This is a genomic window from Sphingobacterium sp. NPDC055431 (assembly GCF_053644255.1).
Genome location: NZ_JBSHLH010000025.1, coordinates 1 through 25,412 on the forward strand (window position 1 = coordinate 1; position 25,412 = coordinate 25,412).

Consider the following 25,412-nt stretch of genomic DNA (forward strand, 5'->3'; position numbering starts at 1 on the left):
AAGATAGGGACAAAATACGTTCACTTCCAAGGGGGAGGCCAAAGTATTTTTACCGCCGCCAGCTAACTCGCTGTAGCATTGCCAGATAATTTTTCGAAGGGAGGGTGAAAAAGGGGCAAAAGGGGGCAACCGGGAGGGTTCCCGGAACTTTCCATGGTCTTGGCCCATCCTCCAAACCTCCCCATCCCGGTTCGGCCCCAGATCTTGGCCCATCCTCCCATCCCCTTGATCCTGGTTCAAATACATGGGGCGGGCGAATTCAATTCGCCCCTGCCGTGGAAGGGAATCCTGGTTCCCCCCTCCTACCTTTCAGCCTGACCTCATTCGACCCACATTCCGAAAATTCGCAACGCAAGCAACCAAATCCCCCATGCGTCCTCGGGTACGCTCCGGCCGGTCTCCCTGTTCTCTCCGGACCATTCCCGAACATGCCCCGAACGAGTCCCGAAGGAGAGCCACAAAAAAACACCTCAATTTTGAATCAAAACAGACCAAAGGCCATGACCCACATTCGTTAAAAACACTTAAATAATACAGCAACAAAGGTGCCGCCACTCATAATTTCCTATATTTAAGAAACCAATGAATTCCTTATGGAGCAGACTAACCAGAAACAGCCGATTGAAGTATTCCCCAAAAACCCCATCCTATTTAGGTTTTGCTTTATATTAATAACCCTCTTTATCATATTGATAAATAACAACAGCTTCTTTTTCTTACTCTTCTTGGAGCGCATTCTCACTCCAGTCTTAACTGACCTCCTAAAATTCCTGGCTTCTGGGTTTGTGAAGTTCGATGGGAACATGCCCTTTAGGAGTGGAAGCGGAGACACCACCTTGCAATGGCTACTCCTATTATTGATCAGCATAGTATCTATTATAGGATGTATTATATGGACACTCATCGATCGGAAAAATAAGGTCTACCCAAGATTATACTATTGGCTCACGGTGCTGATCAGGTATTACATTGCTATTACGATGTTGATGTACGGATTCGTCAAAGTTTTCTCTCAGCAATTTCCAGCCCCAGATCTCATCAGACTGACTGAACCCCTATATAAGTTTTCACCGATGGGATTGGCATGGACCTTTTATGGAGCTTCGCCCGCCTACAATATATTTATAGGTATTGCCGAAATGTTAGGCGTCTTGCTGTTGTTCCGAAAGACGACCACCTTGGGCGCATTGATCATGCTGGGGGTCAGCATAAACGTAATGGCTACAAATTATTTCTATGATGTACCCGTCAAGATGGTTTCCACGGCCCTGGTTCTGTTCAGTCTTTTTCTGTTGGCGCCAAATATCAAAAGGTTCTATATGCTATTGATCAAACAGGAACCGGTCCAGCTCAGCAGACCGCCGCAGCCCACCTTCAGCAAACGCTGGAAACGAATTGCATTTATCTCCATAAAATACCTATTCATAATATTGACAATCGCCTCCCTGATTCCAAGGACTCATTCAACCAGAAAGTACATCGCTCAACTCCAGGGTAAAAAAAGCGAACTGTACGGCGCATATTATATACCCTTTAAGGAACATCTGAACCGAAAGAAAATAAACATGCCTGACCATTGGCACTACTTAATATTCACTAATGAAAACAGCTTAACGGTTCGGGATGAAAGTATGGACCTGATATACTATCAGCTTATCCCCACAAAAGACAGTAAGGAATTTAGAATCGTAGGGAAATACAATGAACCTTCGCTGGACCTGAAATACCGACTAAAGGAAGATGGATTGATACTTATGGAAACGGACAGCAAGGATTCCACATCTATCTTTTTGGAGAAGATAGATATGGAGAACATTGACCTGAAGACCCGGACTTTCCGCTGGGTGCAGGACTATCCTTATAATAGGTAGTTAAAAAGCATTGATGCCCGTGATGTCATTTCCGGTAATCAACAGATGTACATCGTGGGTACCTTCATAGGTAATGACCGATTCCAGGTTCATCATATGGCGCATGATCGGATAATCGCCGACAATACCCATAGCGCCTAATATCTGCCTGGCTTCACGGGCCACCTGCAAGGCCATATTCACATTGTTGCGTTTGGCCATGGATATCTGTGCAGGTGTTGCACGGTCCTCATTCTTCAACTGCCCTAACCGCCAGGACAGCAATTGTGCCTTGGTAATCTCCGTGACCATCTCTGCCAATTTCTTTTGCTGCAGTTGAAAAGAAGCAATGGGCTTCCCAAATTGTTTGCGTTCCTTGGCATATTGCAATGCCGTCTGATAACAATCCACTGCAGCACCGATGGCTCCCCAAGAAATACCATACCGTGCAGAATTTAGGCAGGACAATGGGCCTTTCATGGAACTGACTTCGGGAAGGACATTATCTTGCGGAATAAAAACCTGATCAAAGACCAGTTCACCTGTTTTTGAGGCCCGTAGCGACCATTTATTCAGGGTTTCAGGTGTACTGAATCCTTCAAAGTCCCTTTCAACGATCACCCCACGGATCTTTTTGTCCTCATCGCGTGCCCATACCACGGCGATATCACAGATTGGCGCATTGGTGATCCACATTTTGGAACCAGACAAGCGGTACCCCTCCCCGTCCTTTAGCAACTTGGTCTCCATACTTCCAGGGTCAGAGCCATGGTTAGGTTCGGTAAGGCCAAATGCGCCGATGAGTTCTCCCGTTGCCAAACGAGGCAAGAACCTATGTTTCTGTTCTTCCGAACCGAACTTATAGATCGGGAACATCACTAAGGAGGATTGCACCGAAGCAGCAGACCGAATGGCCGAGTCACCAAACTCCAGTTCCTGCATAATCAATCCATAGGACATATAGTCCAGTCCTACCCCACCATACTCTTCGGGAATAAATGGACCGAGTGCACCAATAGCACCCAATTTTTTCATCAAGCCCGGAATTTCCTTATGTTCCTGGGCATATTGATCGATGACCGGTAGGATTTCGAATTTTACAAATTCACGGATGGCATCCCGAACAAGGATCTGCTCAGGGGTCAAAAACTCTTCAATTTGGTAGTAGTCCATGGGTAATTTAGATTTATAGACATTAGCTAATAGGCAGACCTTAAATAGCCTGTGCTAAAAAGTCCTAATGCTTTTCGAATCTATCGCAAATAACCTGTTTGAAAAATGACTAAAATCACCATTACAACAAACAATTGTGAATAACATCTTCAAATCGCACCAGACATAGTCTACGGCCCATTATCTTATGTCCAAATTACAAAATAAATTCGACCAAATTCAGTTGACAACAAAATATATTCGCTATATTTATAGAAATTTCGAATAATATAAACCATATTATGACATCAAAAGAATTAAAAACACTTGGGATCGAGGCTGAAAACCTAGGTACATCGACAGGGAGCAAATGGTTTGCTCAGGGTGAGTTGATTGAATCTTATTCACCTACCAATGGCAAATTGATTGCTAAGGTAAAGAGTACGACCAGGAAAGAATACGAAAAAGTAATACAAGAGGCAGAGAAGGCGAAATTGGTTTGGCGCGATATCCCAGCACCAAAGCGTGGCGAGATTGTCCGTCAATTAGGAGAGAAACTTCGCGAGCTGAAACCTGTCCTAGGCAAGCTGGTTTCCTATGAAATGGGGAAATCCTACCAAGAAGGAATGGGTGAGGTTCAGGAGATGATCGATATCTGTGATTTTGCAGTGGGCCTATCCAGACAATTATATGGAAATACCATCCATTCAGAAAGACCAGGTCACCGCATGTACGACCAATACCATCCTTTAGGGATCGTGGGTATCATCACTGCTTTCAATTTTCCGGTAGCGGTCTGGTCATGGAATGCTGCCTTGGCCCTAGTTTGTGGAGACGTGGTAGTATGGAAGTCAAGTGAGAAAACACCATTGTGCGCAGTAGCCTGCCAGCATATCATAGCCGATATATTGAAAGCAAATAAGTTACCGGAAGGGATCTCTTCTATTATCGTCGGTGATGCCGAAGAAGGAAAATGGATTTCAGAAGACGAACGCATTCCTTTGGTATCTGCTACAGGCTCTACCCGTATGGGGAAAGAGGTTGCCACGGTTGTTGCCAAACGCTTGGGCAAATCTCTATTGGAACTAGGGGGTAACAATGCGATTATCGTCAGTCCAAGTGCAGATCTGAAAATGACCATTATAGGAGCCGTATTTGGAGCCGTAGGTACTGCTGGGCAACGTTGTACAAGTACCCGTCGATTGATCATCCACGAAAGCATCTATGACAAGGTGAAAAAGTCATTGGTAGATGCCTATAAGCAGATAAAAATCGGAGATCCATTGGACAGCAACAACCACATGGGACCTTTGATCGATACCGCAGCGGTGAACATGTACCTTGATGCTTTGAAAAAAATAAAATCGGAAGGCGGAAAGTTGTTGACCAAGGGTGAAGTACTGGAAGGTAAGGGCTATGAAAGCGGTTGTTATGTGACTCCGGTAATTGCTGAGGTGGAGAACCATTATGAAATCGTGCAACATGAAACCTTTGCCCCAATCCTTTATTTAATAAAATACAGCGGTGAAGTAGATGCGGCCATTGCCTTGCAAAATGGCGTTAAGCAAGGCCTTTCATCGGCTATCATGACCAATAGCTTGCGTGAGGCAGAACTGTTCTTAAGCCAGAATGGCTCGGATTGCGGTATTGCCAATGTCAACATAGGCACATCAGGCGCTGAGATCGGGGGAGCTTTCGGGGGAGAGAAAGACACAGGTGGCGGCCGTGAATCTGGTTCAGATGCATGGAAAGTATATATGCGCAGACAAACAAATACCATCAATTATACCACTAGCCTACCATTGGCACAGGGAATTAAATTTGATCTATAAAAACTAGATTATAAACGATTATGATAAGAGAAACACATAAAAGATTAGCAAAACATATCTTGGCAGATGGCCTTCCGGTTGTCATGGACCTTGAGAAATCCCACGGTTCATACATTGTAGACATCGACGGCAAGGAATATCTGGACATGTTCAGCATGTTCGCATCATCGCCTGTAGGCTATAACCATCCTTATATCCTGGCAAATGAAAAACAGTTGGAAAAGGTTTCCATCAATAAATTAGCGCTGTCGGATATCTATCCCGATGAGTATGCGGATTTCATGGATGTCTTTGAACGCGTAGGGATCCCGAAGGAACTAAGCTATTGTTTCTTTATCGACGGCGGTGGTCTGGCGGTTGAAAACGCCTTAAAAGCCGCATTCGACTGGAAAACCAGGCTGAACCTAGCCAATGGCATCGACCAGGAAGCGAGTCAGGTCATTCATTTCAAACAGGCATTCCATGGCAGGACCGGTTATACGCTTTCGCTGACCAACACCAAGGACCCTAGGAAATACATGTACTTCCCAAAATTCAATTGGCCAAGGATCAGCAATCCGAAATTGACCTTCCCATTAACGGAGGAGTCAGTTGCTGCGACCGTTGAGTTGGAAAAACAAGCTATTCAGGAGATCGAAGCCGCTATCGCCAATAATCCGAACGATATTGCCTGCTTGATCTTGGAGCCTATCCAAGCTGAAGGCGGGGACAACCATTTCCGTAAGGAATTCTTTGTGAAACTGAGAGAGATCTGTGACAAGAACGATATCATCTTGATCTTGGATGAGGTTCAGACAGGAATTGCCATGACCGGGAAAATGTGGTGTTACCAACATTACGGAATTGTTCCAGATGTAATATCCTTCGGAAAGAAAACACAGGTCTGTGGGATCTTGGCCAACAAAGAGAAGTTTGACCGTGTTGAAAAGAATGTTTTCCAAGAGTCTAGCCGGATCAATTCTACTTTTGGAGGCAACTTGGTTGACATGATCCGTTTCAAATTGATCTTGGAGATCATTGAAAAAGAAGGTCTGGTCAATAAAGCGGAGTCGTTAGGTGAGTATCTTCAGGTAAAATTGATGGAACTGGCTGAAAAACACCCTTCCATCAGCAATGTTCGCGGAAAGGGATTGTTGGTTGCTTTCGACCTTCCGACCCCAGAGGCAAGAGATAAGTTTGTTTCTGACGCGATGGCTGAAAATATGTTGATCTTAGGCTGTGGTGAAAAGAGCATTCGATTCAGACCGCACCTGACGGTGAACAAAGAAGATTTAGACAAAGCGATTGCTATCGTTGATAAAGTGGTTGATTAAATATAATTGAATATCCCGATCGAAAGGTCGGGATTTTTTTTGTTGATTGGTTTCTGGCAAATATGGGGTTGGAATAGGATTGAAAAATATTCCGGCCTATTCTGGGGTTTCATTTTCATGGTTCCATTTTTGGATAATATGTTAGGAAACCTATAAAACACCCTTTATTGATTTTGAAGGGAAACCCCCAGAGGCCAATATCATTAAGTTACTTTTGAAGCCCAAAAGTACCAAACCGACGAAGGAGCTCACGGATACCAAAAACAACTCGAATCCGTAACGCTTCGGCCCATTTAAGGTGGCTTTTCGCAGGGGCTCCCTCACATGGGTAGAATGCCTTGTTGTCGGGAATATCTTTCAATAGATCATCCCTTTTAATGGGATGATCTATTGAAAGCATTCCAAGGCCAATCCCATCGAGCAAGTCAACGGCATTCTATCCATTTTTCCGCCAAGGAAATGAGCCGGTTGCTAAAGGACTTCCTACGGAAGGATGGTTGCTTGTATAAATTAGGAACCTTGGAAGGGGTGACATCTTTATAGAAGATTAGGCCAATAAGCAGACCAACCCCTAGCAGGGGTGAAATATTTTTCTGCAATTTGTCTTGAAGAAATAAAATAGTTCGTTCGCTGTGCTCACGATGACAACGATTCTAAAAAAATACAACAATAGATTCTTCGCTGCGCTCTGAATCCCTCCCCAACCTATTTCCAATTCTGAAAGATTAGTGAAGAATCTGTACGTAAATGGCCCAAAACATCATTGTCATTTTCCATCGAAGATAGATAACCTGTAGGCCATTACTTTCAATGTTTGTATGGTTCCGAGCCCCTTCGTTCCTCAGGCTGACTCTGGAAAGGATGAATTTTCTGCAAAAAAACCTAGCCGGGCTGATATATTTTTCCATCGGAAAAACTAAACCTTCTTTTTAGTATCCTTAAACTCTTTCAGCACTCCAAACAGCTTGCTTCCTGGACTGCAACAGCCAAGAGATGCATCTTCCGGCCTTATTTCCAATAGGTTAGAATTCGATTTTTAAGTTGCTCAAGAAAGATCCAAAAATTGACAAAATTTAGCTGAAAGAGAAGGCCTGAAAACCCGAACGATTGGTGTCATTTTTGTACCTTTGTAGATTATGTCGGATATTATTCAATTGCTTCCAGATTCAGTAGCAAACCAAATCGCAGCGGGTGAAGTTGTTCAGCGACCAGCCTCAGCGATCAAGGAACTATTGGAGAATGCTATTGATGCAGGAGCAGATCATATAAAACTTATTATTAAGGATGCGGGCAAGTCATTGATCCAAGTGATCGACAATGGCTGTGGAATGAGTGTAACGGATGCGCGTCTATGTTTTGAACGTCATGCAACTTCGAAAATCCGAAAAGCTGAAGATCTTTTCGCGATCCGGACGATGGGCTTCCGTGGGGAGGCAATGGCATCGATTGCGGCCATCGCCCACGTGGAACTTAAGAGCAGACGCATTGAAGATGAGCTTGGTACAGTGATAGAAATTGAAGGCTCGGAGGTGATCCAACAATTCCCCGATCAGGCTCCAGCAGGGACCAGCATCTCGGTAAAAAACCTATTCTACAATATTCCTGCAAGAAGAAATTTCCTGAAGAGCAATTCTGTAGAATTAAGGCATATCATAGACGAGTTTCAACGTGTTGCACTAGCACATCCTGATATTTTCTTCACTTTCCACAGTGATGGCAATGAAATGTTCCATTTACCTAAGGAAACCCTGAAACAAAGGATCGTTCACCTTTTCGGCAACAACTATAATCAGCGACTGGTTCCAGTTGAAGAAACGACCAGCATCCTGAACATCAAAGGATTTATAGGAAAGCCGGAGTTTGCTAAGAAAACACGTGGTGAGCAGTTCTTTTTTGTCAATAACCGCTATATCAAGGACCCTTACCTGAACCATGCGGTGCTGAATGCCTATGAAGAGATCTTGCCCGCTGATACTTTCCCTTTATATGTGCTGTTCATTGATATCGATCCTTCGAAAATCGACATTAACGTGCACCCTACCAAAACGGAAATCAAGTATGAAGATGAGAAGGCGATCTATGCCATTCTGCGGTCTGCGGTAAAGCGTAGCATCGGGCGTTATAACATCGCTCCATCCTTGGATTTCGAGCAGGAGACTGGCTTTAATGAGCTGATCACGCCAAAACCATTGGATGAGATCCAGGTACCTACCATCAATTTCAATCCTAATTTCAATCCTTTTGATGATGGGATGCCGAAGCAACCGAGAAGGTATACCTATCCAGAGCAGATTGAAAGAAAGTCCAGCATCCCACAGAATTGGGACAGCCTGTATGAAATTACGGAAACGGAAGAAACAGAGCAATTAAGTCTATTGCCGGAGGATACCGAACTGAAATCTGAGGCCGAAATAATTCAGCCTTCTGACCAGCCGAAGAAGCAATTTTTTCAATTGCACAATCGTTATATAGTATCGCAAATCCATTCTGGATTTATGCTGATCGACCAGCAGGCAGCACATGAGCGCATCCTGTTTGAACAGTTTCAGCAACAATTGCAGCACAATCAAGGATCGAGTCAGCAAAGTCTGTTTCCACAGACCATTGAGTTGAATTCGGCTGATTTTGCTTTAGTTCAGGAAATTTTGCCGGAAATCCATGCATTGGGATTTCAGTTGCGACCATTCGGGAAAACTACGTATATTGTAGATGGAATTCCTGCGGATTTAGAAAACATTAATGAAGGGCAGATTATTGAAAAACTATTGGAGGATTTCAAAAACCAGAGTGATTTACGCCTAAACAAAAGAGAAAGGCTAGCAAAGAGCTTGGCTAAAAATGCCGCCATCAAACCGGGCACAAAACTGGAGAACGAAGGCATGGCAGAATTGATTGACAAACTGTTTGCCTGTGAATCTCCGAATATTTCGCTTTCTGGGAAGCCCGTCATCATCACATACACTTTGCAGGAGCTGGCAGAACGCTTTGGCAGGAATATTTAATTTTGAAATTATTATATGAATAACCTATTCGGCAATTTACCTACAGTGACTAAGAATCTATTGATCATCAATATCATCTGTTTTATTGGATCCATGATTTTCAGCCATGCCACGAATTTCTTTGGAGTATTTTATCCTGACTCCCCATTCTTTAAGATTTGGCAAGTCATCACCTACATGTTCATGCATGGAGGCTTTGCACATATATTTTTCAATATGTTTGCCTTGGTTATGTTTGGCGGTGTAATTGAGCGAATATTAGGCCCTAAAAAATTCTTGAACTACTATCTGATCTGCGGATTGGGCGCATTGGTGTTGCAATATGGCATCCAAGCCATTGAGGTTTATAATATCGCAGGTACGGTTAGGGCTTCACAATTCCTGAACTTTAACTTCACTACCGGAATGGTTTCGACCAATCTGCCGATAAGCCAGGATCAATTGGGCACCTTACTTTCCATTTATGGGACGCCATTGGTCGGTGCTTCTGGAGCGATCTACGGATTATTACTGGCTTATGGTTATCTATTCCCTAATGCGGAGATAATGTTGATCTTCTTGCCTATCCCAATCAAAGCAAAATACTTCATTCCTATCTTGATCGTTATCGAGATCTTTTTAGGTTTTTCAAATTCGGGCGGTTCAATTGCGCACTTAGCCCACGTCGGTGGAGCGTTATTTGGATTTATCCTTCTAAAAATCTGGGGCATCAGAAGAACAAATTATTATTAAGATTGTATCCTAAGATATGAAAAAGGAAAACGGCATAAAGATGTTCTTTAGGACAACCTACCAAACAGGTTCTCCTATCCCCTATATCATCTCCGTTCAGATATTTGTGTTTATCCTGATTCATATTGCCGACTTACTGGTTGACCTGGGTGTCATTAAGTTTCCATTGTACGATTGGTTGATCAGTAACCTGACTTTGCCCAATAGCTTTGCAGCATTTATCCAGAAGCCATGGACTTTAGTGACCTTTCCATTTGTATACATTGGACTGTTCAATATCGTATTTGACTGTCTATGGTTATATTGGATGGGAAGTACATTTTTGAATTTCCTGAACAAAAGACAGTTAATGACGGTCTTTGTAGGTGCTTTTGCCATTTCTGGAATTAGCTTCCTCGCGCTGTCTGAAATTGATTTCCTTGCAAAAGGACCAATCCCATATCTATTTTCAAATTCCATGGGACTTGCTGCCATTGTAGCTAGCCTATTGGTCCTGACCCCAAAGATGGAGATCAGGTTATTCCTGTTTGGAATCGTGAAGTTCCGGACCATAGCAATCGTTTTCTTGGCCTTGCAGTTCTTGTTCTACGTATTTGCGAACCGTGCTGCGGCGGCGGCATTTCCATTGGCCATTCTATGGGGAATCACATTTATGTACCAACTGCAGGCAGGTAGGGACTTCAGTAAATTATTTTTGTACCAACCAAAAAAGAAACTTCGCGTGCTACATACCGTTAAAAAAACTCCAACCTATAAAAGCTATAAAGGCGATTTACCCAACCAGGAAGTAATAGATGAAATTTTGGATAAAATTTCTCAAAATGGTTATGAAAGTCTATCTTCACGGGAAAAAGAAATACTGTTCAGGGTAAGTAGAGAAGAGCAAGAATAATGTTGATTAAAAAAAAGAATTTAGGTTTCTTTAGCAAGACCGTTATGCTGGCCAATCTGGCTGCCATAGCTGCCCTTTTTTTATGTTATTCTGCCTCCATCATCAACCCTAAATCCTTCTGGCCAATATCATTCCTTGGCTTGGGATATCTACCCATCTTATTGATCAATCTAGGGTTTATTTTCTACTGGATCCTTCGCAAACCGAAGTATTCCCTATTTTCCCTGATTGCCATCCTGATCGGCTGGAACCTGATGACCAAACATGTCACGTTCAACTCTCCTGACCCTGTGGTAAAGAATGACTCCTCCCTTCGTGTAATGACCTACAATGTGCATATGCTGGAACCGGTTGAGAAAACAGATAAACCGGCAAAAGATGAGTTCACGGAGGTTATCAAGGAGGTGAATCCCGATGTATTATGTTTGCAGGAGTTCAGCAGCACCATCAAAGGGAACAAAAGATTCAGTGAAAAGATCAAGTCAAAGATCAACTTCGACAGTTATTATTTTGCCCCTTCCCAACAGAACGAATACAACGCTTACGGGCAGGTCATCTTTTCTAAATTCCCGATCATCAACTCGGGTCTGATCAAGAAAAATGAATATGGGATCAACCGTGTAATCTATGTCGATATCGTCAAGAATAAGGATACTGTGCGTGTTTACAATGTACACCTACGTTCGTTTGGCCTGCAAAATGAGGATAAAGAATTCATCCAGAATCCTAAGACTGGCGATGGTACGGAAGAAACCAAGACCAAGCAGGTAGGCAGGAAGTTGAAATGGGCTTTTGAGCAGCGCAGCGACCAGGCAGAGTCCCTATATGACCATATGCAAGAGACCAAATTCCCTAAGATCGTCATGGGAGATTTCAATGATACGCCAATGTCCTATTCTGTCAACTTGATTGGCAAGGATATGAAGAATGCTTTTCAGGAAAAGGGAAATGGCTGGGGAGTTACCCATTTTGAGTTATTGCCCATCCTGCAAATTGATTATATCTTTTGTGAGAATAACTTTACGGTCAATAATTACAAGGTGGTCAAGAAGAAGTTATCAGACCACTACCCTATCTATGCAGACCTCAGGATTAACTAGGTTGTATTCCCTTCTATTTGTCCCAGTGCAGACTCTACAAAGGCATCATATCGGTTTTTGACCTTGTAATAGGCCTCTCTTCCAAAATAATACCTACCCAATAAAGCTTCAATATCACTTTGGATCAGATCGTGAAGGTCCCTTTGTTTGCTTGCTGAAATATTCCAGCCTCTATCTGTCAGGAACTTGATAAAACTATTGTATTCGGAATCTGGGAGGTTATACCCTTGCAAGAAATTTTCAATGGAGTAGGCTGGCAATTTCTTGGTGAACCGACTGTAAACAAACTGTTCGATCAAGCTGGATTGCACCAGATCCTTGTACAATAAGCTGACCTCATTTGAATCGACTGGGATAATGACGTCTGGCACAATACCGCCACCACTGAAGAGCTTTTTGCCTAATTTGGTTTGATAGGCCTGGGCATGGGCATATGTGGTATCCAAAGACCATAAGCCTTTGTACATATTGACATAGTCGTTCATGATTGTCCAATTAGGACTGTATTTCCGTTGAATGCTTCGGCCTAATGGCGTGTAGTACCTCGCAATGCTGAGGTTGATGGTAGATCCATCGGAGAAATCGAAAAGTTCCTGTACCGTAGCTTTACCATAGGTCCTTCTTCCGATAATGGTTCCACGGTCCCAATCCTGTACCGCTCCGGATACCACTTCGCTGGCAGAAGCCGTACGTTCATTGACCAACAGCACCAGTTTACCTTGGCTGTAGCTTCCATTTCCTTCTGAGAGATAATCCAGTCGATCTTCATGGGCTCCTTCGGTATAGACCATCAAACGTTGGTCGGGGAAGAATTCGCTGGCCATTTTAATGGCAATATGGAAATATCCGCCTCCATTATCACGTAGGTCAAGGATCAGGCTTTTTGCGCCTTGTTTTTTAAGATCAATAACTGCGTTTTTAAATTCTTCTGCTGTCTTTAGGGAAAACCTTCGGATACGGATAAAGCCAATGGTCGGTTTTATCATATAAGCGACATCCAGCGAGCTGACATTGATCTGGTCACGGATGGCCTTCAGTGGACCTGGCATTTTTATGGAATCTCGCTCGATTACCATGGAAACAACAGAACCACGCTTCCCGCGCATTAACTTTTCAACCTCATCCTTGCTGACCAAGGTACCGGCAACATCACGTTTACCAATCTTTAGGATCCGATCCCCTACTTTGAAACCACCTTTGTCCGCAGGACCATTGGTAATCACACCTACGACCAATAAGGTATCATTCAGACTGAAATACTCCATACCGATTCCTTCGAAGGTCCCTTCCAGGACTTCGCTCTGGTTCTTGGATTCATTCGGTGTCAGAAAGGTGGAATACGGGTCTAAGTGAGAGATAATATGGTTAATGGCTCCGTTTTGGACGGAATCCATATTGATGCTATCGACATAACGATTGGAAATCAGGTCTACGACCTGTTGGATCTTATAGGAATTATCAGAGAGACCAATAGGCACTAAGGATCCGCCGGTATTGAATCCTTGCTGATCAGAATAATTCTGGCCAAGTATCAATCCCAATAGCAGGGTGGCGGCATAAGTTGCTGCAACAAAAATATTTCGTTTTCTACCTTTTTGCATTTACGGTCTGGTCCGCAAAATTAATGAATAACCAATTGTTTAAAAGAAATTTATAATAATTATTTTATAACAATTAACAGTCCAAAAAGGACCTTGGAACATAATATCTCCGCAATTTTCAATAATTTTACAGTCAGATGCACGAATTGGAACCATATTACAACTGGCGAGACTATTATATAGCCTCAGAAGATGAACGTAGTCCATTTTTTGGGACTGTTTACAGCGAGTTTGAATACGATAAAAGAATCTATAATTACCTACTTCATCCGCAATGGGATTATTTTGGTTCCCAGACGCTTTACCTGAAGATCCTTTTTGCTGATTATGATAAAGGATACTGCATCATTGAGTTTATCGGCGAATGGAACGATGCCATTTACAACGATATCATGGTCCTGAAAAGGGAATTGATCGACCTATTGATCGAAGAGGGCATCAACAAGTTTATCCTGATCGGTGAAAACATCCTGAACTTCCATGCTTCGGATGATTCCTATTATGAGGAATGGTTCAATGATATCGAAGATGGATGGATCGCTGGAATCGACTTCAGGGAGCATGTGATCAAAGAATTTATGGACAACCATATCGACTACTATATCAATTTCGGAGAATACCTCAACAACTTTCCTTGGCGGACCTTAAAACCTAAACAGGTATATCATCATATCGAGGAACATATACAGAAGCGGTTATCCTAAAATATAGGGTAATAGGCTGGCTTATTTTAGCTTAATTCTCTATTTTTCCTTAGATTTGCCTATCAAAACATTGTAATTATGTCATTCAGAATAGAAAAAGACACCATGGGTGAAGTTCAGGTTCCAGCGGACAAATACTGGGGTGCACAAACTGAACGTTCTAGAAACAACTTTAAAATCGGACCGGCAGCTTCTATGCCTCATGAAATCATCGAAGGATTTGCTTACTTGAAAAAAGCAGCTGCTTATGCAAACTGTGAATTAGGAGTATTACCGCAAGAAAAACGTGATGCTATCGCTGCAGTATGTGATGAAATCCTTGCCGGTAAGCTTGATGATCAATTTCCTTTGGTAATCTGGCAAACAGGTTCGGGAACTCAATCCAACATGAATGTAAATGAAGTAGTTGCTAACCGTGCTCAGGTATTAGCTGGTGGAAAAATTGGTGAAGGTGACCCTGTATTGAAAGCTAATGACGATGTAAATAAATCACAATCTTCAAATGATACATTCCCAACAGGAATGCACATCGCTGCCTACAAAGCTGTTGTGGAAGTGACTATTCCAGGTGTTGAGAAATTACGCGATACCTTGAAGAAAAAATCTGAAGAGTTCATGAACGTTGTAAAAATCGGCCGCACACACTTAATGGATGCGACTCCTCTTACATTAGGTCAAGAACTTTCTGGATATGTTGCGCAATTGAACTACGGAATCAAAGCGGTTAAAAACACCTTAGCTCACCTATCTGAATTAGCTTTGGGGGGTACAGCTGTAGGTACCGGATTAAATACGCCAAAAGGATATGACGTATTGGTAGCAAAATATATCGCTCAGTTTACAGGATTGCCATTTGTGACTGCTGAAAATAAATTTGAAGCATTAGCTGCTCATGATGCAATCGTAGAAACGCACGGAGCATTGAAGCAATTGGCCGTTTCATTGAATAAGATCGCAAATGATATCCGTATGTTGGCTTCTGGCCCTCGGTCAGGAATCGGAGAGATCTTGATCCCGGAGAATGAACCAGGATCTTCTATCATGCCAGGAAAAGTAAACCCAACTCAATGTGAAGCATTGACAATGGTGGCCGCTCAGGTGATGGGTAATGATGTTGCTATTACCATTGGTGGTACTCAAGGACATTACGAATTGAACGTGTTCAAACCAGTTATGGCTGCAAACTTCTTACAGTCTGCTAGATTGATCGGTGATGCTTGTGTGTCTTTCGAAGAACATTGTGCAATCGGTATTGAACCAAACTACGATCGTATCAAACAATTAGTAGACAACTCATTGATGTTGGTTACTGCCTTGAACACCAAGATCGGTTACTATAAAGCTGCTGAGATTGCTCAAACAGCTCATAAAAACAATTCTACCTTGAAAGAAACAGCTATCAAATTAGGTTATGTAACTGCTGACGAATTTGACGAGTGGGTTAAACCTGAAGAGATGGTAGGTAGCTTAAAATAACATAGTGAATAAACAGAATAAAACATATTCTCAATTAAAAGCATACCTATCGATTGTGATAGGTATGCTTTTTATTTTCTCGAGTTGCCAAAGGCATTCTGATATGCAAGGCGAAGGTGAAAATTATCTGCAAGGTGTATGGGTGCAGGACAGTATCCCTGGACAAGAAGAGATGCTGAATTATACCTTACATGAGTTTAGATTCACTTGCGATTCGGTCTATACCATTATGCATGTCAAGAACGATGTCAAGAGCATCCCTGATAGTTGCTATAAAGATGGTAAATGGACTGAATACGCCAAAGCAGTGTACTCTGTCCGTGCTGACAGCATGATCGTTGAAGGGGTATACACCAAAGAAAACGGTAAACAGAAGATTTCTGGCTGCTACAAGCAAGGTCCTTATGTACCGAGGTACTTGATAAAGTCCAAAAGCAAGGATAGTTTGGTATTGGAAAATAAATTTGATAGCCGGCCTATCATATTGAGAAAAACAGCCGATATTACCTGTGTTCCCAAGAAACGTTGGGAATTATAGATAAAAGAAAAAGCCAAGGATTACCTTGGCTTTTTCTTTTATCTATTAAATCTTAATTGATCAACCTGTTATCATCAGAAGATTTTAAGATATGGTTCTTAAGTTCAGTTTCCGCAATCAATAATTCCCCTTCTGCTACCTTACGTTTCTCACGACCTTCACGCTGAATTCGCAATACCTCTTCGATGGTAGTGATGATATCGGTATTAGCTTTCTTAATGGTATCCATATCAATGATTCCTCTTTCTGTTTCTTTGGCAACATTGATAGTTGCTTCTTTCAACATTTCAGAGTTTCTCTTCAGCAATTCATTTGTAGCATCAGTAACAGCTCTTTGCGCCTCTAAGGCACTTTGTGCATGGGCAATACCTAGTGTAAGGACCATTTGGTTCTTCCACAAAGGAAGTGTATTGACGATACTTGATTGAATCTTTTCCATCAAGGAACTACTGTTGCTCTGAATCATCCTAATCTGCGGAGCTGTTTGTAGCACCACCATACGGGTAAGTTTCAGATCATGGACCTTACGTTCAAAACGCACAACATGTTGTTCCATGTCTTTATACTCTTGCACCTTATGCTGATCGCCAGTTGCTTCAGCTTCAGCTTTCAGAGCAGGCAAAGTCGTGGTCAGGACTTCATTTAGTTTTTCTTCCCCTGCTTGGATATGCAGAGAAAGGTCCTTGAAATACTGTTGATTTTGAACAAATAGCTTATCGAAGATATTGACATCCTTCGCTAAGTTTTTATAATGTCCTTCCAACTTCAGTTCAATGGAATGGATGTTCTTTTCCACGGAAGCATACTCAGTACGCATTCTCCCGATTTTCTTTTTGAGATTATCAAAGAATGGCAATAAAGGTTTTTTATTAACCCTTTCATCAAACTCACGGATTTCAGAACGTAGGTTAACCAAAATATCCTCGGCACCTCCTAAATCTTTTGTACGGACTTGTTTCAAGATCTCGTTCGAGAAGTTGCTCACATTACTTTGCGTACCTACTCCAAACTGAATGATGTCCGTAGTAGAGGTCAAATTAATCTTGTCTTTATATTGCTTAATCAATTGTTTTTCCTCTTCTGAGAAATTCACTTTCACCTCTGAGGGCTTATTCTGGTTTTGATCATCGTCCAGATGTGTCAAATCTAAATTTGCCATATTATTCTTTTAAAAGGTTTCTACTTTTTAAGGTCTGAATATATACATCGGTTTCAGCCGACACATCTAACATTCCCATTTTAAATTGATTTGTTACTTCTTCTTCTACAGCGACCGCAGCTTGGCGTATCACCTCTTCCAGCTTCTTCTTGGACTCATAGGTCACTGTATTGTTCAATCTTGCGTTTTCCAATTCATCATATTGCATCAGCACATTCACGATGGTGGAGTGTCGAACCAAAAACTTCTCTGCTTCCCGCTTATCCTTTTTCTCCAACAATTGAAATAACCGCAATATCTTGTCGATATCCTTATGGATGTTATTATTATCTATTTCTTTTCGCCAGTGCAATAGTCTTTCTACAAAAAATTGAGGTGTATCTATAGTTGGCGCGGATATTTCAAGACGTTTTTGAGAACCCATACTAGAAATCCAATACAGGTCACGGACTTCGGACAGTTCAAGTCTCTGTAAGTATGGCTTCGCTTGATTCAGCAGCAGGCCATTTCCAACTACATAAGACAATACCGATCCTCCCAATGTCAATAACATTGCCTGGCTTAGCGTCCCAAAAAACATAACGAAGGAAACAAGGAGTCCAATCTCGACTGCCAACAGCAGCCAAGCGGTAAACATCCAAGAACGCACCTTAGCTTTCTTTGCCTGCGACATCATCACCAAAGGATGCACGTGTATTGGCAAAGGAAGAAACATCAGGATGGATAAAAAGGTCCATACCAGCTGTCTAATCTCCCAAGGTCTACTTTTTTTCGTTGCCCAACCCATTCTTTAAATTTAAATATTATTTGTAAAAATACACCAATTCTTATTCCAATGATAGCAATCAGCCATAGTATTAGGTAATTGGCGGTAAATCACCTGCCATTACGTCATTTTTGTCGGTGAATTCCCCTCAAGGTTTTCTATCAGTGTTAACGTGATGTCGTATGGTTTTCGTTTTTCCCAACGAGAAATTAACCAAGAAATGAAACTCAGATTAAAAATGTCCTTGTTTTCATCCAAGTCCAGCATAGAATAAACAGTTTCCTGGAAACTTTGTTGAAAGACCAGATCAGGTTTCATCAAATATTTCTCGACCAAGCCTAGAAAATCCAATACCCGAGACTCTTTCACCTGAAGTAGATATTGCTTATACCTCCGCTTGAAACTCTTCAACCTTGACATGGCCAATTCAATATTCTCAAACTGTGCATGCAATAATATTTCCATCAAGTTCTTACGGATACTCCACAGCATCCCTAACTTCTTTTCATACCAAGCGTCAGTATGTGTCAATTTTGACAGGGTCCTTATAGCCTTAAGGTCATTCAACTGACCCAAGAACATCGTTTTACTTAATATCAGGTCATCGATGTCAGCCTGCGCACTTTGTTTCCCCAAATTATCTAATGTATCATCAATAACAATAGCCGCTTCCGCTGCCCTACCAGAAAAAAAATAGTTCAATGCATAGAGCAACTGTTTTCTGTTCCATAGCAACGCCCTATACTGTTTATGCTGTTCTGATAAATCATCCAACTGCTTTAGGTATTTCAGGCTTTCTTCAAAAGACCTGTTCCTTAAACTAAAATTAGCCAGATAGTAAAGAATATGTAAATGATAAAAAACCTGAAAAGGTTGATTCATCTTTTGGCTTTCAATGAACCGATGGCTCTTTACCAAATACCTTTCCACCAAACTATAGTTCTGGTTGATGGCGGCGTATTCATTGGCAATAAATAAAATTTGATAAAGTGATTTATAATTCATCAGATCCAACATATTGATCTGATATTGCCTGATGGTCTTCTCGATCAACTCCGTCAAGTTGATCACCTTGGCCTTCAAATGGATTTCATTCAATTCTTTCCGCAGTGCAGCATAGGCCAAACGCAACTTCGCCTCCCGCTGCATATGGTTCTGGTTGATCCGAAACTTTTCTGTCAGCTCATCCAGATTAACTGCAGCATCTAGATGCGAATATTGTAGCTTTAACAACAGGATCTCATTCAATAAACTAAACTGCTCCTGCGCAACCGCCAATCTTTCAGCCTTCTCCAATGACCTGAAACCGATCTTTTCCAGGTTGTTCTCAAGCAGATACCTCGCCACAACAAAATTCCGAAGGATATCATAGGATTCATCGGTACTGTTTTCAAAGGTTCTTTGTGAGAGGAACAGAAGCAGGCTATCGTGCAATCTTTTCCGCAAGGCATGGTATGCATCCCTGTTTTTAGAATTTTTATAAAGGCTTTCTATTGATTTTATATCGTCAGTTTCTATCAAATTGAACAATTTGATATTCTTCACATCATTCCTTTTATTTTTCTTTGTCAAATAACTCTTAAAATCACTTTTATCTTGATTATTCAACAATTTCATCAACTCATTAAGAGAATCCATGTACAAACATTTTTATTAAACCACAACATAAATTTACATTATATATCATCAGTTAACAACAATTATTTGGTTTCACAGGCAAAGTTTGAACCCGACCTTTGGGTCAGTATTAATCATAAAAACAAAAAAAAAATGGAACCGCTAAATAACAAAACTGAGGAGATGTTAACTCCATTAAAACACACAGACGAAAACAGAAAGTCTTTCAAACCAACGGCTGCCTTTGTAGGGGCCTCATGGATCGCCATGTTAACTGGCATCTTCGGTTACTGCATCGGACTATGGAATGCAACGATGGAGCTCAATGAAAAAGGCTACTACTTTGTCATCCTGCTTTTCGGACTATTCGCCGTCATATCCGTTCAAAAAAGCGTTCGGGACCGCGCAGAAGGTCTTGCAGTGACCGAGCTATATTACGGCATCAGTTGGTTTGCCACCTTGGCCTCTATAATTTTATTGATCATTGGCCTTTGGAATGCCGATCTATTCTTAAGTGAAAAGGGGTTTTACGCCATGTCGTTTATCCTGAGTGTTTTCTCAGCCATTGCTGTTCAGAAAAACACCCGTGACGCTAAATTATTTAAAGAAGAAAACATATAACTTAGCGGTTGCCCTGCAGTGTCCAGCATTGGCCTGCAGGGATTTTTACGCTAATTATTATCTTCACGTAAGCATAAAATGGATATCGCATGAAAGATCTAGAAAGAAAAGATCTAGAACTGCTCTCCGTTCATTCCGACATCAAGGAAAACGAACTCCAGCAGTCTCTGGAAGAACATATATACCCCAATCAGGACGCTTGGGCACGATTTATACAAATCGTCCTATTGGCTTTGGGGATCGGCTTTATGGCCGCAGGAATTGTCTTTTTCTTCGCCTACAATTGGGAAGACCTCGATAAATTCGTCAAATTGGGAATCGTACAGGGCTTAGTCATTATCACGACCGGCCTGAGCCTGACCCTAAAAACCAACAAGCTGTTCAAGGATATCATCTTAACTGCTGCTTCCCTCCTAGTCGGAGTGATGTTTGCCGTCTTCGGGCAGGTTTACCAAACGGGTGCCAATGCCTATGACTTCTTCCTTGCATGGACCATTTTCATCAGCCTCTGGGTGTGGATATCCAAATTCCCGCCACTCTGGCTCATGTATCTAGGCCTCATTAACCTCAGCATATTCCTCTATTACGAACAAGTGGCAAGGCATTGGGACTTTATTTACCTAACATCAGGCCTATTTATCTTAAACGCAGCCTTTCTATTAGTATGCATTTGGATCAACGAACAGAAAAAAGGAGAAATCCCATCCTATTTCAGTAATATCTTAGGCCTCGCTGCAGCAGTATGGTCCATCTATAGCAATATCTATTGGATTTGGGATGATCGCTATGCAGATATGCCAGTTATCCTTGGAGCGACGGCCCTTTTTTATGGCTTAGGCCTTTGGTATGGCAACAAAAAGAACAACCCATTCTATATGGGCATTATACCGTTCAGTATCATCATCATTTTCGCATCCGTACTGTTGAAGATCAACGACGGCATGCAGATGTATCTATTGATTTCAGTATATCTCATTGTCACCATTAGCCTTGTAATCTGGAACCTTATAAAAATGCAAAGGAGGAATCATGGAAAATAATCAAACCCGAGAAGCTCTTTTAAAAGTTCAGGGAACGATTGGAAGAGAACTGAACATAGATCAAGCGGCAATGGATAGTGACTTGCTAAAGGATAGGCATAGCCAATCCATCACCATCAAGGTACTGTCCGTTATTGGAGGCATCCTAGCTACAGGCGCATTTTTACTGTTTTTGGAGTTGGCACACTTCTCCTCCAATCACATTCCAATGTTCATCCTTTCCGGCATATTCTTTATTGCATCCCTCTGGATCAACAAAAAATACGATCGCGTCATATTCGATACACTATCTGTCTGCATCTATTTGCTCAGTTTCATCCTATTTGGGATAGGCTATAATAAATTCGATGGCTATACCGATGTGCCATTGTTCGTCTACCAAGGACTTGCTCTCATCACATTGCTCTTCAGCCGAAGCTATATTTTGACATTCTGTGCCATCCTCATTTCTACAGGAACTTTTTTGGCATACTTTGCTTATAAGGAAGTTCCAGAGATCAACAATGCCCTTTTGATTCTTGTGGCGGTCCTTTTCATTTATTTCACCTTCAACGAAGGAAAACTGATGAAACGCAAGCCAATCCAAGGAAAGCGTTATTTGGCAATCCGCACAGGCTTGGCATTCTCTTACTTGATCTGCCTATATTATTGTAGCCGGTCAAGCTATATGCCCAATGCATGGATAATAGATTGGGCAACCTCAGGCGTATTGATCGCCCTGATCCTGTGGCTCATCAACTGCCTGCTCAATCGATTCCTATGTGAAGAGTCCGGCAAGAAAATCTTTATTTTCTTGTTGGTACTGATCTGTTTAGGATTTACAGCGATGAACCCCGCCATTTCAGGATCTTTATTGCTCCTGTTGGTTAGCTTCAAGGTCAATTACAAGACCGGATTCGCCCTGGGTATCCTTGCTTTTATTTATTTCATCGGAATGTTTTACTACGACCTGAACATCAGCTTATTGCAGAAATCCATTGCCATGTTCGTCTCTGGCCTATTCTTTCTGTTGCTGTATCTCATGATCTTCAAAAAATCAAATTCACATGAAAAAGCTTAGCATTATTATCATAGTCATTAATCTGATCGCATTATTGATCTATTTCAATTACAGCATCCGACAAAAAGAAGATATCCTCAAAAATGGAAAGCTGGTCCTTTTGGAATTGGCGCCCGTTGATCCAAGGTCCCTGATGCAGGGTGATTACATGCGGCTGGCCTACGAGATACAGGATAACTTCGTCATAGACAGCATCCCTAAGCGCGGCTACGTTGTCTTAAAAGTTGACAACAACCAAGTAGGAAAAAGCATCCGTTGCCAGCCTAACAGAGAACCCCTGAACCCAGGCGAATTCCTGATCGAATACACCCGACCTAAATCTTGGCTGCTCAATATTGGCGCAGAATCCTACTTCTTCGAGGAAGGAACTGGGCAACGCTACGAAAAAGCCAAATACGGCGGCTTAAAGATCGACGAAAACGGAAACAGCCTGCTCGTTGGCCTGTATGATGAGAATAGGAAGGAGATGTAGGAATAGACAACAGACATAAGACAACAGACATAAGACAACCTAAATGACGGAGACCAAACAGCAGATACAAAAAGAAATAAGGAAGAACTATACTAATGAAGATAATTATAAACTTTACAGTTCTTATGTCTTATGTCTAGTGTCTCATATCTAAAACAAAGAAGGGGTTTCATCCTGAAACCCCTTCTTTGTTTTATCTGTAAACCTTAGAATGGCAAATCATCATCATCTGATGAATTTGCAGATATATCTACCGGTGGCATGTCTGCGTAACCTGGTGCTGGAGCAGCTTGAGCGGTATTCGCTACTTTCGTTACTCTCCATGCAACTAGGGAGTTAAAATAAGTTGTCACTCCATCCTTATTCGTCCAAGGACGACCACGTAGGTTGAAAGATACTTCTACTTCATCACCAACGGCTAGATTATCAAATATATTGACGCGGTCCTGTGTCGACTCGAAACGAATGTACTCTACAAACTGTGGGTTTTCAGCATAGGCAACGATCAAATCTCTCTTCTTGAAAGACTCTGTTACTTGTTGCGTCGCCCCTATCTCATGTACTTTTCCTCTTATTTCCATAACTTATTTATTAAACCGTAAAATTAAACATTTTTTGCTAAGAGAATAAGTAACTTTGCACAAATATGGCAGAAGTTTTCAACAAACAGAATAAGGTAATCGTTACTTGCAACCGTAGGTTGTCCCCTTATTTGGAACAGGAAATCCGTGAATTGGGATTTGATATCAAACGTGCATTCAATACTGGTGTAGAGCTACAAGCCTCTGTAAATGAATGCATCAAGTTAAACTTAAACTTACGTATTGCAAGTCAGGTTCTCTATGAATTGAAATCATTTAGAGCTAAAAATGCAGACGAACTTTATAAACAATTGGTGAGCATTCCTTGGGAAGATTTAATTCCGATTGATGGATACTTCTCGGTAACATCCCATGTTCACAATGAAACCATTACCACTCCTCTATTTGCGAACGTAAAGGTCAAGGATGCCATCGTAGACCGGATCAAGGATAAAAAAGGCATGCGTCCTAACTCAGGACCGGACCTAAACCGTGCTGTCATCCACCTTCATTGGATGGAAGACCGCGCAGAAATCTTCTTGGATACCTCTGGCGAAACCTTAGCTAAACACGGCTATAGAAAGCATCCCGGTAAGGCTCCTATGCTTGAGGCATTGGCTACAGCTACCATCATTGCCACCCAATGGGATGGCAAAACCCCATTCGTAAACCCAATGTGTGGTTCCGGTACCCTAGCGATTGAAGCAGCCTTGATGTGCCAAAACCGCAAACCCGGTTTGCAACGTATGAACTACTCCTTTATGCATTTCATTGGATACAATGAAGAGGTATTCTTCGAAGAACGCCGTATATTAAAGGATATCACCGACAAAACCAACCTTCCACATATCATTGCATCTGATATTTCTGAAGATGCTGTTGAAATTGCCAGACTCAATGCCCGCACCGCTGGGGTAGAACATTTGATCGAATTTGAAACCTGCGACTTTGCTGAAACTACAATTCCAGAGGGCGATGGTGTCATCATGTTCAATCCTGAATATGGCGAGCGACTAGGTGTACATAGCAAACTAGAAATCACCTATTCTCGAATCGGCGATTTCATGAAACAGAGCTGCAAAGGTTACCGAGGCTATATCTTCACCGGAAACCCAGACTTGGCCAAGAAAATTGGACTTAAAGCTTCCAGAAGATTCGAGTTTTTCAATGGTAAACTAGACTGTAGATTATTGCAATACGAATTGTACGATGGCTCAAAAGACAGATAAGCAAGAGCAACTCATCCAGAAAACAGCGGTATTTGTTGAAGAAAAACTGAAGGATGCTGAATCTGGCCACGATTGGTGGCATATCCTGCGCGTCTGGAACAATACCAAACTGATCCTGAAAGAAGAGGAAGCAGATGCCTTTGTCTGTGAATTGACTGCCTTATTGCATGATATCGCAGATAGCAAGTTCCATAATGGTGATGAAAGCATTGGCCCTCGGGTAGCTGGAGAATTCCTAAAATCCATTGAAGTAGACGATTCTACGATTGAACATGTGCAGAACATTATCTTGAACATGTCCTATAAAGCTTCCTTGGGGGAAGTCAGCTTCCACTCTAAAGAACTGGAAATCGTACAAGATGCTGACCGTCTCGATGCCATCGGTGCCATCGGCATCGCGCGCGCATTCAACTATGGCGGTTATAAAAACAGGGAAATCTATAATCCGGAAATCCCCGCTCTGGAAAACCAAAGCAAGGAAGCCTATAAAAACACAACGGCTCCAACCATCAACCATTTCTATGAAAAGCTGTTGTTGCTAAAAGATAAAATGAACAGCCCGACTGCCAAGAAAATCGCTCTGGGCAGGCACCAACACATGGAGTCATTTCTGCAACAATTTTATAGCGAATGGAACGGAGATCGATAAATTAATAATATCTTAATATTAATTGG

General features: G+C 41.9%; 22 protein-coding genes. 16 read left to right on the top strand and 6 right to left on the bottom strand.

The genetic code is table 11. The features are described 5' to 3' along the window. Positions 1–593: 593 nt before the first annotated feature. Positions 594–1,871: a hypothetical protein gene (locus ACWIB3_RS16845; RefSeq protein ID WP_454292196.1), complete on the top strand. Its 1,278-nt coding sequence runs from the start codon at positions 594–596 to the stop codon at positions 1,869–1,871. Here ACWIB3_RS16845 and ACWIB3_RS16850 read toward each other — a convergent pair whose 3' ends face one another. After that, the gene (locus ACWIB3_RS16850; protein ID WP_454292197.1) at positions 1,872–3,023 is read right to left on the bottom strand and encodes an acyl-CoA dehydrogenase family protein; all 1,152 of its coding nucleotides are present in this window, start codon (positions 3,021–3,023) and stop codon (positions 1,872–1,874) included. Between the two features lie 281 nt (positions 3,024–3,304). On the opposite strand from ACWIB3_RS16850, the gene amaB reads away from it, so the two are divergent. From amaB to ACWIB3_RS16880, 6 genes are all read left to right on the top strand, one after another. After that, the gene (gene amaB, locus ACWIB3_RS16855; protein ID WP_454292198.1) at positions 3,305–4,834 is read left to right on the top strand and encodes an L-piperidine-6-carboxylate dehydrogenase; all 1,530 of its coding nucleotides are present in this window, start codon (positions 3,305–3,307) and stop codon (positions 4,832–4,834) included. A 20-nt stretch (positions 4,835–4,854) separates the two neighbouring features. After that, on the top strand, positions 4,855–6,147 hold the full coding sequence (gene lat / locus ACWIB3_RS16860) for an L-lysine 6-transaminase (RefSeq protein WP_185217303.1): 1,293 nt from the start codon (positions 4,855–4,857) through the stop codon (positions 6,145–6,147). A gap of 1,136 nt (positions 6,148–7,283) precedes the next feature. Next, complete coding sequence (mutL, locus tag ACWIB3_RS16865; protein WP_185217305.1) at positions 7,284–9,149, top strand: DNA mismatch repair endonuclease MutL; 1,866 nt, start codon at positions 7,284–7,286, stop codon at positions 9,147–9,149. Between the two features lie 15 nt (positions 9,150–9,164). Further along, complete coding sequence (locus ACWIB3_RS16870; RefSeq protein ID WP_185213989.1) at positions 9,165–9,881, top strand: rhomboid family intramembrane serine protease; 717 nt, start codon at positions 9,165–9,167, stop codon at positions 9,879–9,881. A 16-nt stretch (positions 9,882–9,897) separates the two neighbouring features. Continuing rightward, complete coding sequence (locus ACWIB3_RS16875) at positions 9,898–10,773, top strand: rhomboid family intramembrane serine protease (protein ID WP_185213988.1); 876 nt, start codon at positions 9,898–9,900, stop codon at positions 10,771–10,773. Continuing rightward, entirely contained in the window at positions 10,773–11,873 is a 1,101-nt protein-coding gene (locus ACWIB3_RS16880; RefSeq protein WP_185213987.1) for an endonuclease/exonuclease/phosphatase family protein, read from the top strand. The genes ACWIB3_RS16875 and ACWIB3_RS16880 overlap by 1 nt, the downstream gene beginning before the upstream one ends. On the opposite strand, the gene ACWIB3_RS16885 is transcribed toward ACWIB3_RS16880, so the two are convergent. Then, positions 11,870–13,474 carry a S41 family peptidase gene (locus ACWIB3_RS16885; RefSeq protein WP_185217307.1) on the bottom strand — a complete coding sequence of 535 codons (1,605 nt, stop codon included), beginning with the start codon at positions 13,472–13,474 and terminating at the stop codon, positions 11,870–11,872. The genes ACWIB3_RS16880 and ACWIB3_RS16885 overlap by 4 nt on opposite strands. Before the next feature lie 137 nt (positions 13,475–13,611). Here ACWIB3_RS16885 and ACWIB3_RS16890 point away from each other — a divergent pair, with 137 nt between their 5' ends. The 3 genes from ACWIB3_RS16890 (at position 13,612) to ACWIB3_RS16900 (ending at position 16,192) form a co-directional block, all read left to right on the top strand. After that, complete coding sequence (locus tag ACWIB3_RS16890; protein WP_185213985.1) at positions 13,612–14,178, top strand: hypothetical protein; 567 nt, start codon at positions 13,612–13,614, stop codon at positions 14,176–14,178. Between the two features lie 78 nt (positions 14,179–14,256). Continuing rightward, positions 14,257–15,654 (top strand): class II fumarate hydratase, encoded by a 1,398-nt coding sequence (gene fumC, locus ACWIB3_RS16895; protein WP_454292199.1) that lies wholly within the window; start codon positions 14,257–14,259, stop codon positions 15,652–15,654. A 4-nt stretch (positions 15,655–15,658) separates the two neighbouring features. Then, positions 15,659–16,192, top strand: coding sequence for a fumarate hydratase (locus tag ACWIB3_RS16900; RefSeq protein WP_454292200.1), 534 nt, complete (start codon positions 15,659–15,661; stop codon positions 16,190–16,192). Between the two features lie 52 nt (positions 16,193–16,244). On the opposite strand, the gene ACWIB3_RS16905 is transcribed toward ACWIB3_RS16900, so the two are convergent. From ACWIB3_RS16905 to ACWIB3_RS16915, 3 genes are all read right to left on the bottom strand, one after another. Next, positions 16,245–17,351: a toxic anion resistance protein gene (locus ACWIB3_RS16905; protein ID WP_185213983.1), complete on the bottom strand. Its 1,107-nt coding sequence runs from the start codon at positions 17,349–17,351 to the stop codon at positions 16,245–16,247. Between the two features lies 1 nt (position 17,352). Next, positions 17,353–18,138 carry a hypothetical protein gene (locus ACWIB3_RS16910; RefSeq protein WP_185217309.1) on the bottom strand — a complete coding sequence of 262 codons (786 nt, stop codon included), beginning with the start codon at positions 18,136–18,138 and terminating at the stop codon, positions 17,353–17,355. Between the two features lie 99 nt (positions 18,139–18,237). Then, positions 18,238–19,755, bottom strand: a complete 1,518-nt coding sequence (locus ACWIB3_RS16915) for a hypothetical protein (protein WP_454292201.1) — start codon at positions 19,753–19,755, stop codon at positions 18,238–18,240. 132 nt (positions 19,756–19,887) lie between these two features. Between ACWIB3_RS16915 and yiaA the strand changes: the two genes are divergently transcribed. The 4 genes from yiaA (at position 19,888) to ACWIB3_RS16935 (ending at position 22,927) form a co-directional block, all read left to right on the top strand. Next, positions 19,888–20,355, top strand: a complete 468-nt coding sequence (gene yiaA, locus ACWIB3_RS16920) for an inner membrane protein YiaA (RefSeq protein ID WP_185213980.1) — start codon at positions 19,888–19,890, stop codon at positions 20,353–20,355. Positions 20,356–20,444: 89 nt separating this feature from the next. Beyond that, positions 20,445–21,395, top strand: coding sequence for a DUF2157 domain-containing protein (locus ACWIB3_RS16925; protein ID WP_454292202.1), 951 nt, complete (start codon positions 20,445–20,447; stop codon positions 21,393–21,395). Beyond that, positions 21,385–22,455: a DUF4401 domain-containing protein gene (locus ACWIB3_RS16930; RefSeq protein ID WP_454292203.1), complete on the top strand. Its 1,071-nt coding sequence runs from the start codon at positions 21,385–21,387 to the stop codon at positions 22,453–22,455. The genes ACWIB3_RS16925 and ACWIB3_RS16930 overlap by 11 nt, the downstream gene beginning before the upstream one ends. Then, the gene (locus tag ACWIB3_RS16935) at positions 22,442–22,927 is read left to right on the top strand and encodes a GDYXXLXY domain-containing protein (protein ID WP_454292204.1); all 486 of its coding nucleotides are present in this window, start codon (positions 22,442–22,444) and stop codon (positions 22,925–22,927) included. The genes ACWIB3_RS16930 and ACWIB3_RS16935 overlap by 14 nt, the downstream gene beginning before the upstream one ends. Positions 22,928–23,133: 206 nt before the next feature. Here ACWIB3_RS16935 and ACWIB3_RS16940 read toward each other — a convergent pair whose 3' ends face one another. Continuing rightward, on the bottom strand, positions 23,134–23,508 hold the full coding sequence (locus ACWIB3_RS16940) for a DUF3127 domain-containing protein (RefSeq protein WP_093101488.1): 375 nt from the start codon (positions 23,506–23,508) through the stop codon (positions 23,134–23,136). Positions 23,509–23,573: 65 nt separating this feature from the next. On the opposite strand from ACWIB3_RS16940, the gene ACWIB3_RS16945 reads away from it, so the two are divergent. Next, positions 23,574–24,737, top strand: a complete 1,164-nt coding sequence (locus ACWIB3_RS16945) for a THUMP domain-containing class I SAM-dependent RNA methyltransferase (RefSeq protein WP_454292205.1) — start codon at positions 23,574–23,576, stop codon at positions 24,735–24,737. Then, positions 24,718–25,386 carry an HD domain-containing protein gene (locus ACWIB3_RS16950; protein ID WP_454292206.1) on the top strand — a complete coding sequence of 223 codons (669 nt, stop codon included), beginning with the start codon at positions 24,718–24,720 and terminating at the stop codon, positions 25,384–25,386. Before ACWIB3_RS16945 ends, ACWIB3_RS16950 begins: the two co-directional genes overlap by 20 nt. Positions 25,387–25,412 lie beyond the last annotated feature (26 nt).

Coding starts and splice junctions, on each gene's coding strand:
- ACWIB3_RS16890 (WP_185213985.1), top strand. CDS start 13,612: ATGCACGAATTGGAACCATATTACAACTGGCGAGACTATTATATAGCC.
- ACWIB3_RS16850 (WP_454292197.1), bottom strand. CDS start 3,023: ATGGACTACTACCAAATTGAAGAGTTTTTGACCCCTGAGCAGATCCTT.
- fumC (WP_454292199.1), top strand. CDS start 14,257: ATGTCATTCAGAATAGAAAAAGACACCATGGGTGAAGTTCAGGTTCCA.
- lat (WP_185217303.1), top strand. CDS start 4,855: ATGATAAGAGAAACACATAAAAGATTAGCAAAACATATCTTGGCAGAT.
- ACWIB3_RS16930 (WP_454292203.1), top strand. CDS start 21,385: ATGGAAAATAATCAAACCCGAGAAGCTCTTTTAAAAGTTCAGGGAACG.
- yiaA (WP_185213980.1), top strand. CDS start 19,888: ATGGAACCGCTAAATAACAAAACTGAGGAGATGTTAACTCCATTAAAA.
- ACWIB3_RS16875 (WP_185213988.1), top strand. CDS start 9,898: ATGAAAAAGGAAAACGGCATAAAGATGTTCTTTAGGACAACCTACCAA.
- ACWIB3_RS16950 (WP_454292206.1), top strand. CDS start 24,718: ATGGCTCAAAAGACAGATAAGCAAGAGCAACTCATCCAGAAAACAGCG.
- ACWIB3_RS16935 (WP_454292204.1), top strand. CDS start 22,442: ATGAAAAAGCTTAGCATTATTATCATAGTCATTAATCTGATCGCATTA.
- ACWIB3_RS16925 (WP_454292202.1), top strand. CDS start 20,445: ATGAAAGATCTAGAAAGAAAAGATCTAGAACTGCTCTCCGTTCATTCC.
- ACWIB3_RS16905 (WP_185213983.1), bottom strand. CDS start 17,351: ATGGCAAATTTAGATTTGACACATCTGGACGATGATCAAAACCAGAAT.
- ACWIB3_RS16945 (WP_454292205.1), top strand. CDS start 23,574: ATGGCAGAAGTTTTCAACAAACAGAATAAGGTAATCGTTACTTGCAAC.
- ACWIB3_RS16915 (WP_454292201.1), bottom strand. CDS start 19,755: ATGGATTCTCTTAATGAGTTGATGAAATTGTTGAATAATCAAGATAAA.
- amaB (WP_454292198.1), top strand. CDS start 3,305: ATGACATCAAAAGAATTAAAAACACTTGGGATCGAGGCTGAAAACCTA.
- ACWIB3_RS16880 (WP_185213987.1), top strand. CDS start 10,773: ATGTTGATTAAAAAAAAGAATTTAGGTTTCTTTAGCAAGACCGTTATG.
- ACWIB3_RS16940 (WP_093101488.1), bottom strand. CDS start 23,508: ATGGAAATAAGAGGAAAAGTACATGAGATAGGGGCGACGCAACAAGTA.
- ACWIB3_RS16845 (WP_454292196.1), top strand. CDS start 594: ATGGAGCAGACTAACCAGAAACAGCCGATTGAAGTATTCCCCAAAAAC.
- ACWIB3_RS16910 (WP_185217309.1), bottom strand. CDS start 18,138: ATGGGTTGGGCAACGAAAAAAAGTAGACCTTGGGAGATTAGACAGCTG.
- ACWIB3_RS16870 (WP_185213989.1), top strand. CDS start 9,165: ATGAATAACCTATTCGGCAATTTACCTACAGTGACTAAGAATCTATTG.
- mutL (WP_185217305.1), top strand. CDS start 7,284: ATGTCGGATATTATTCAATTGCTTCCAGATTCAGTAGCAAACCAAATC.
- ACWIB3_RS16885 (WP_185217307.1), bottom strand. CDS start 13,474: ATGCAAAAAGGTAGAAAACGAAATATTTTTGTTGCAGCAACTTATGCC.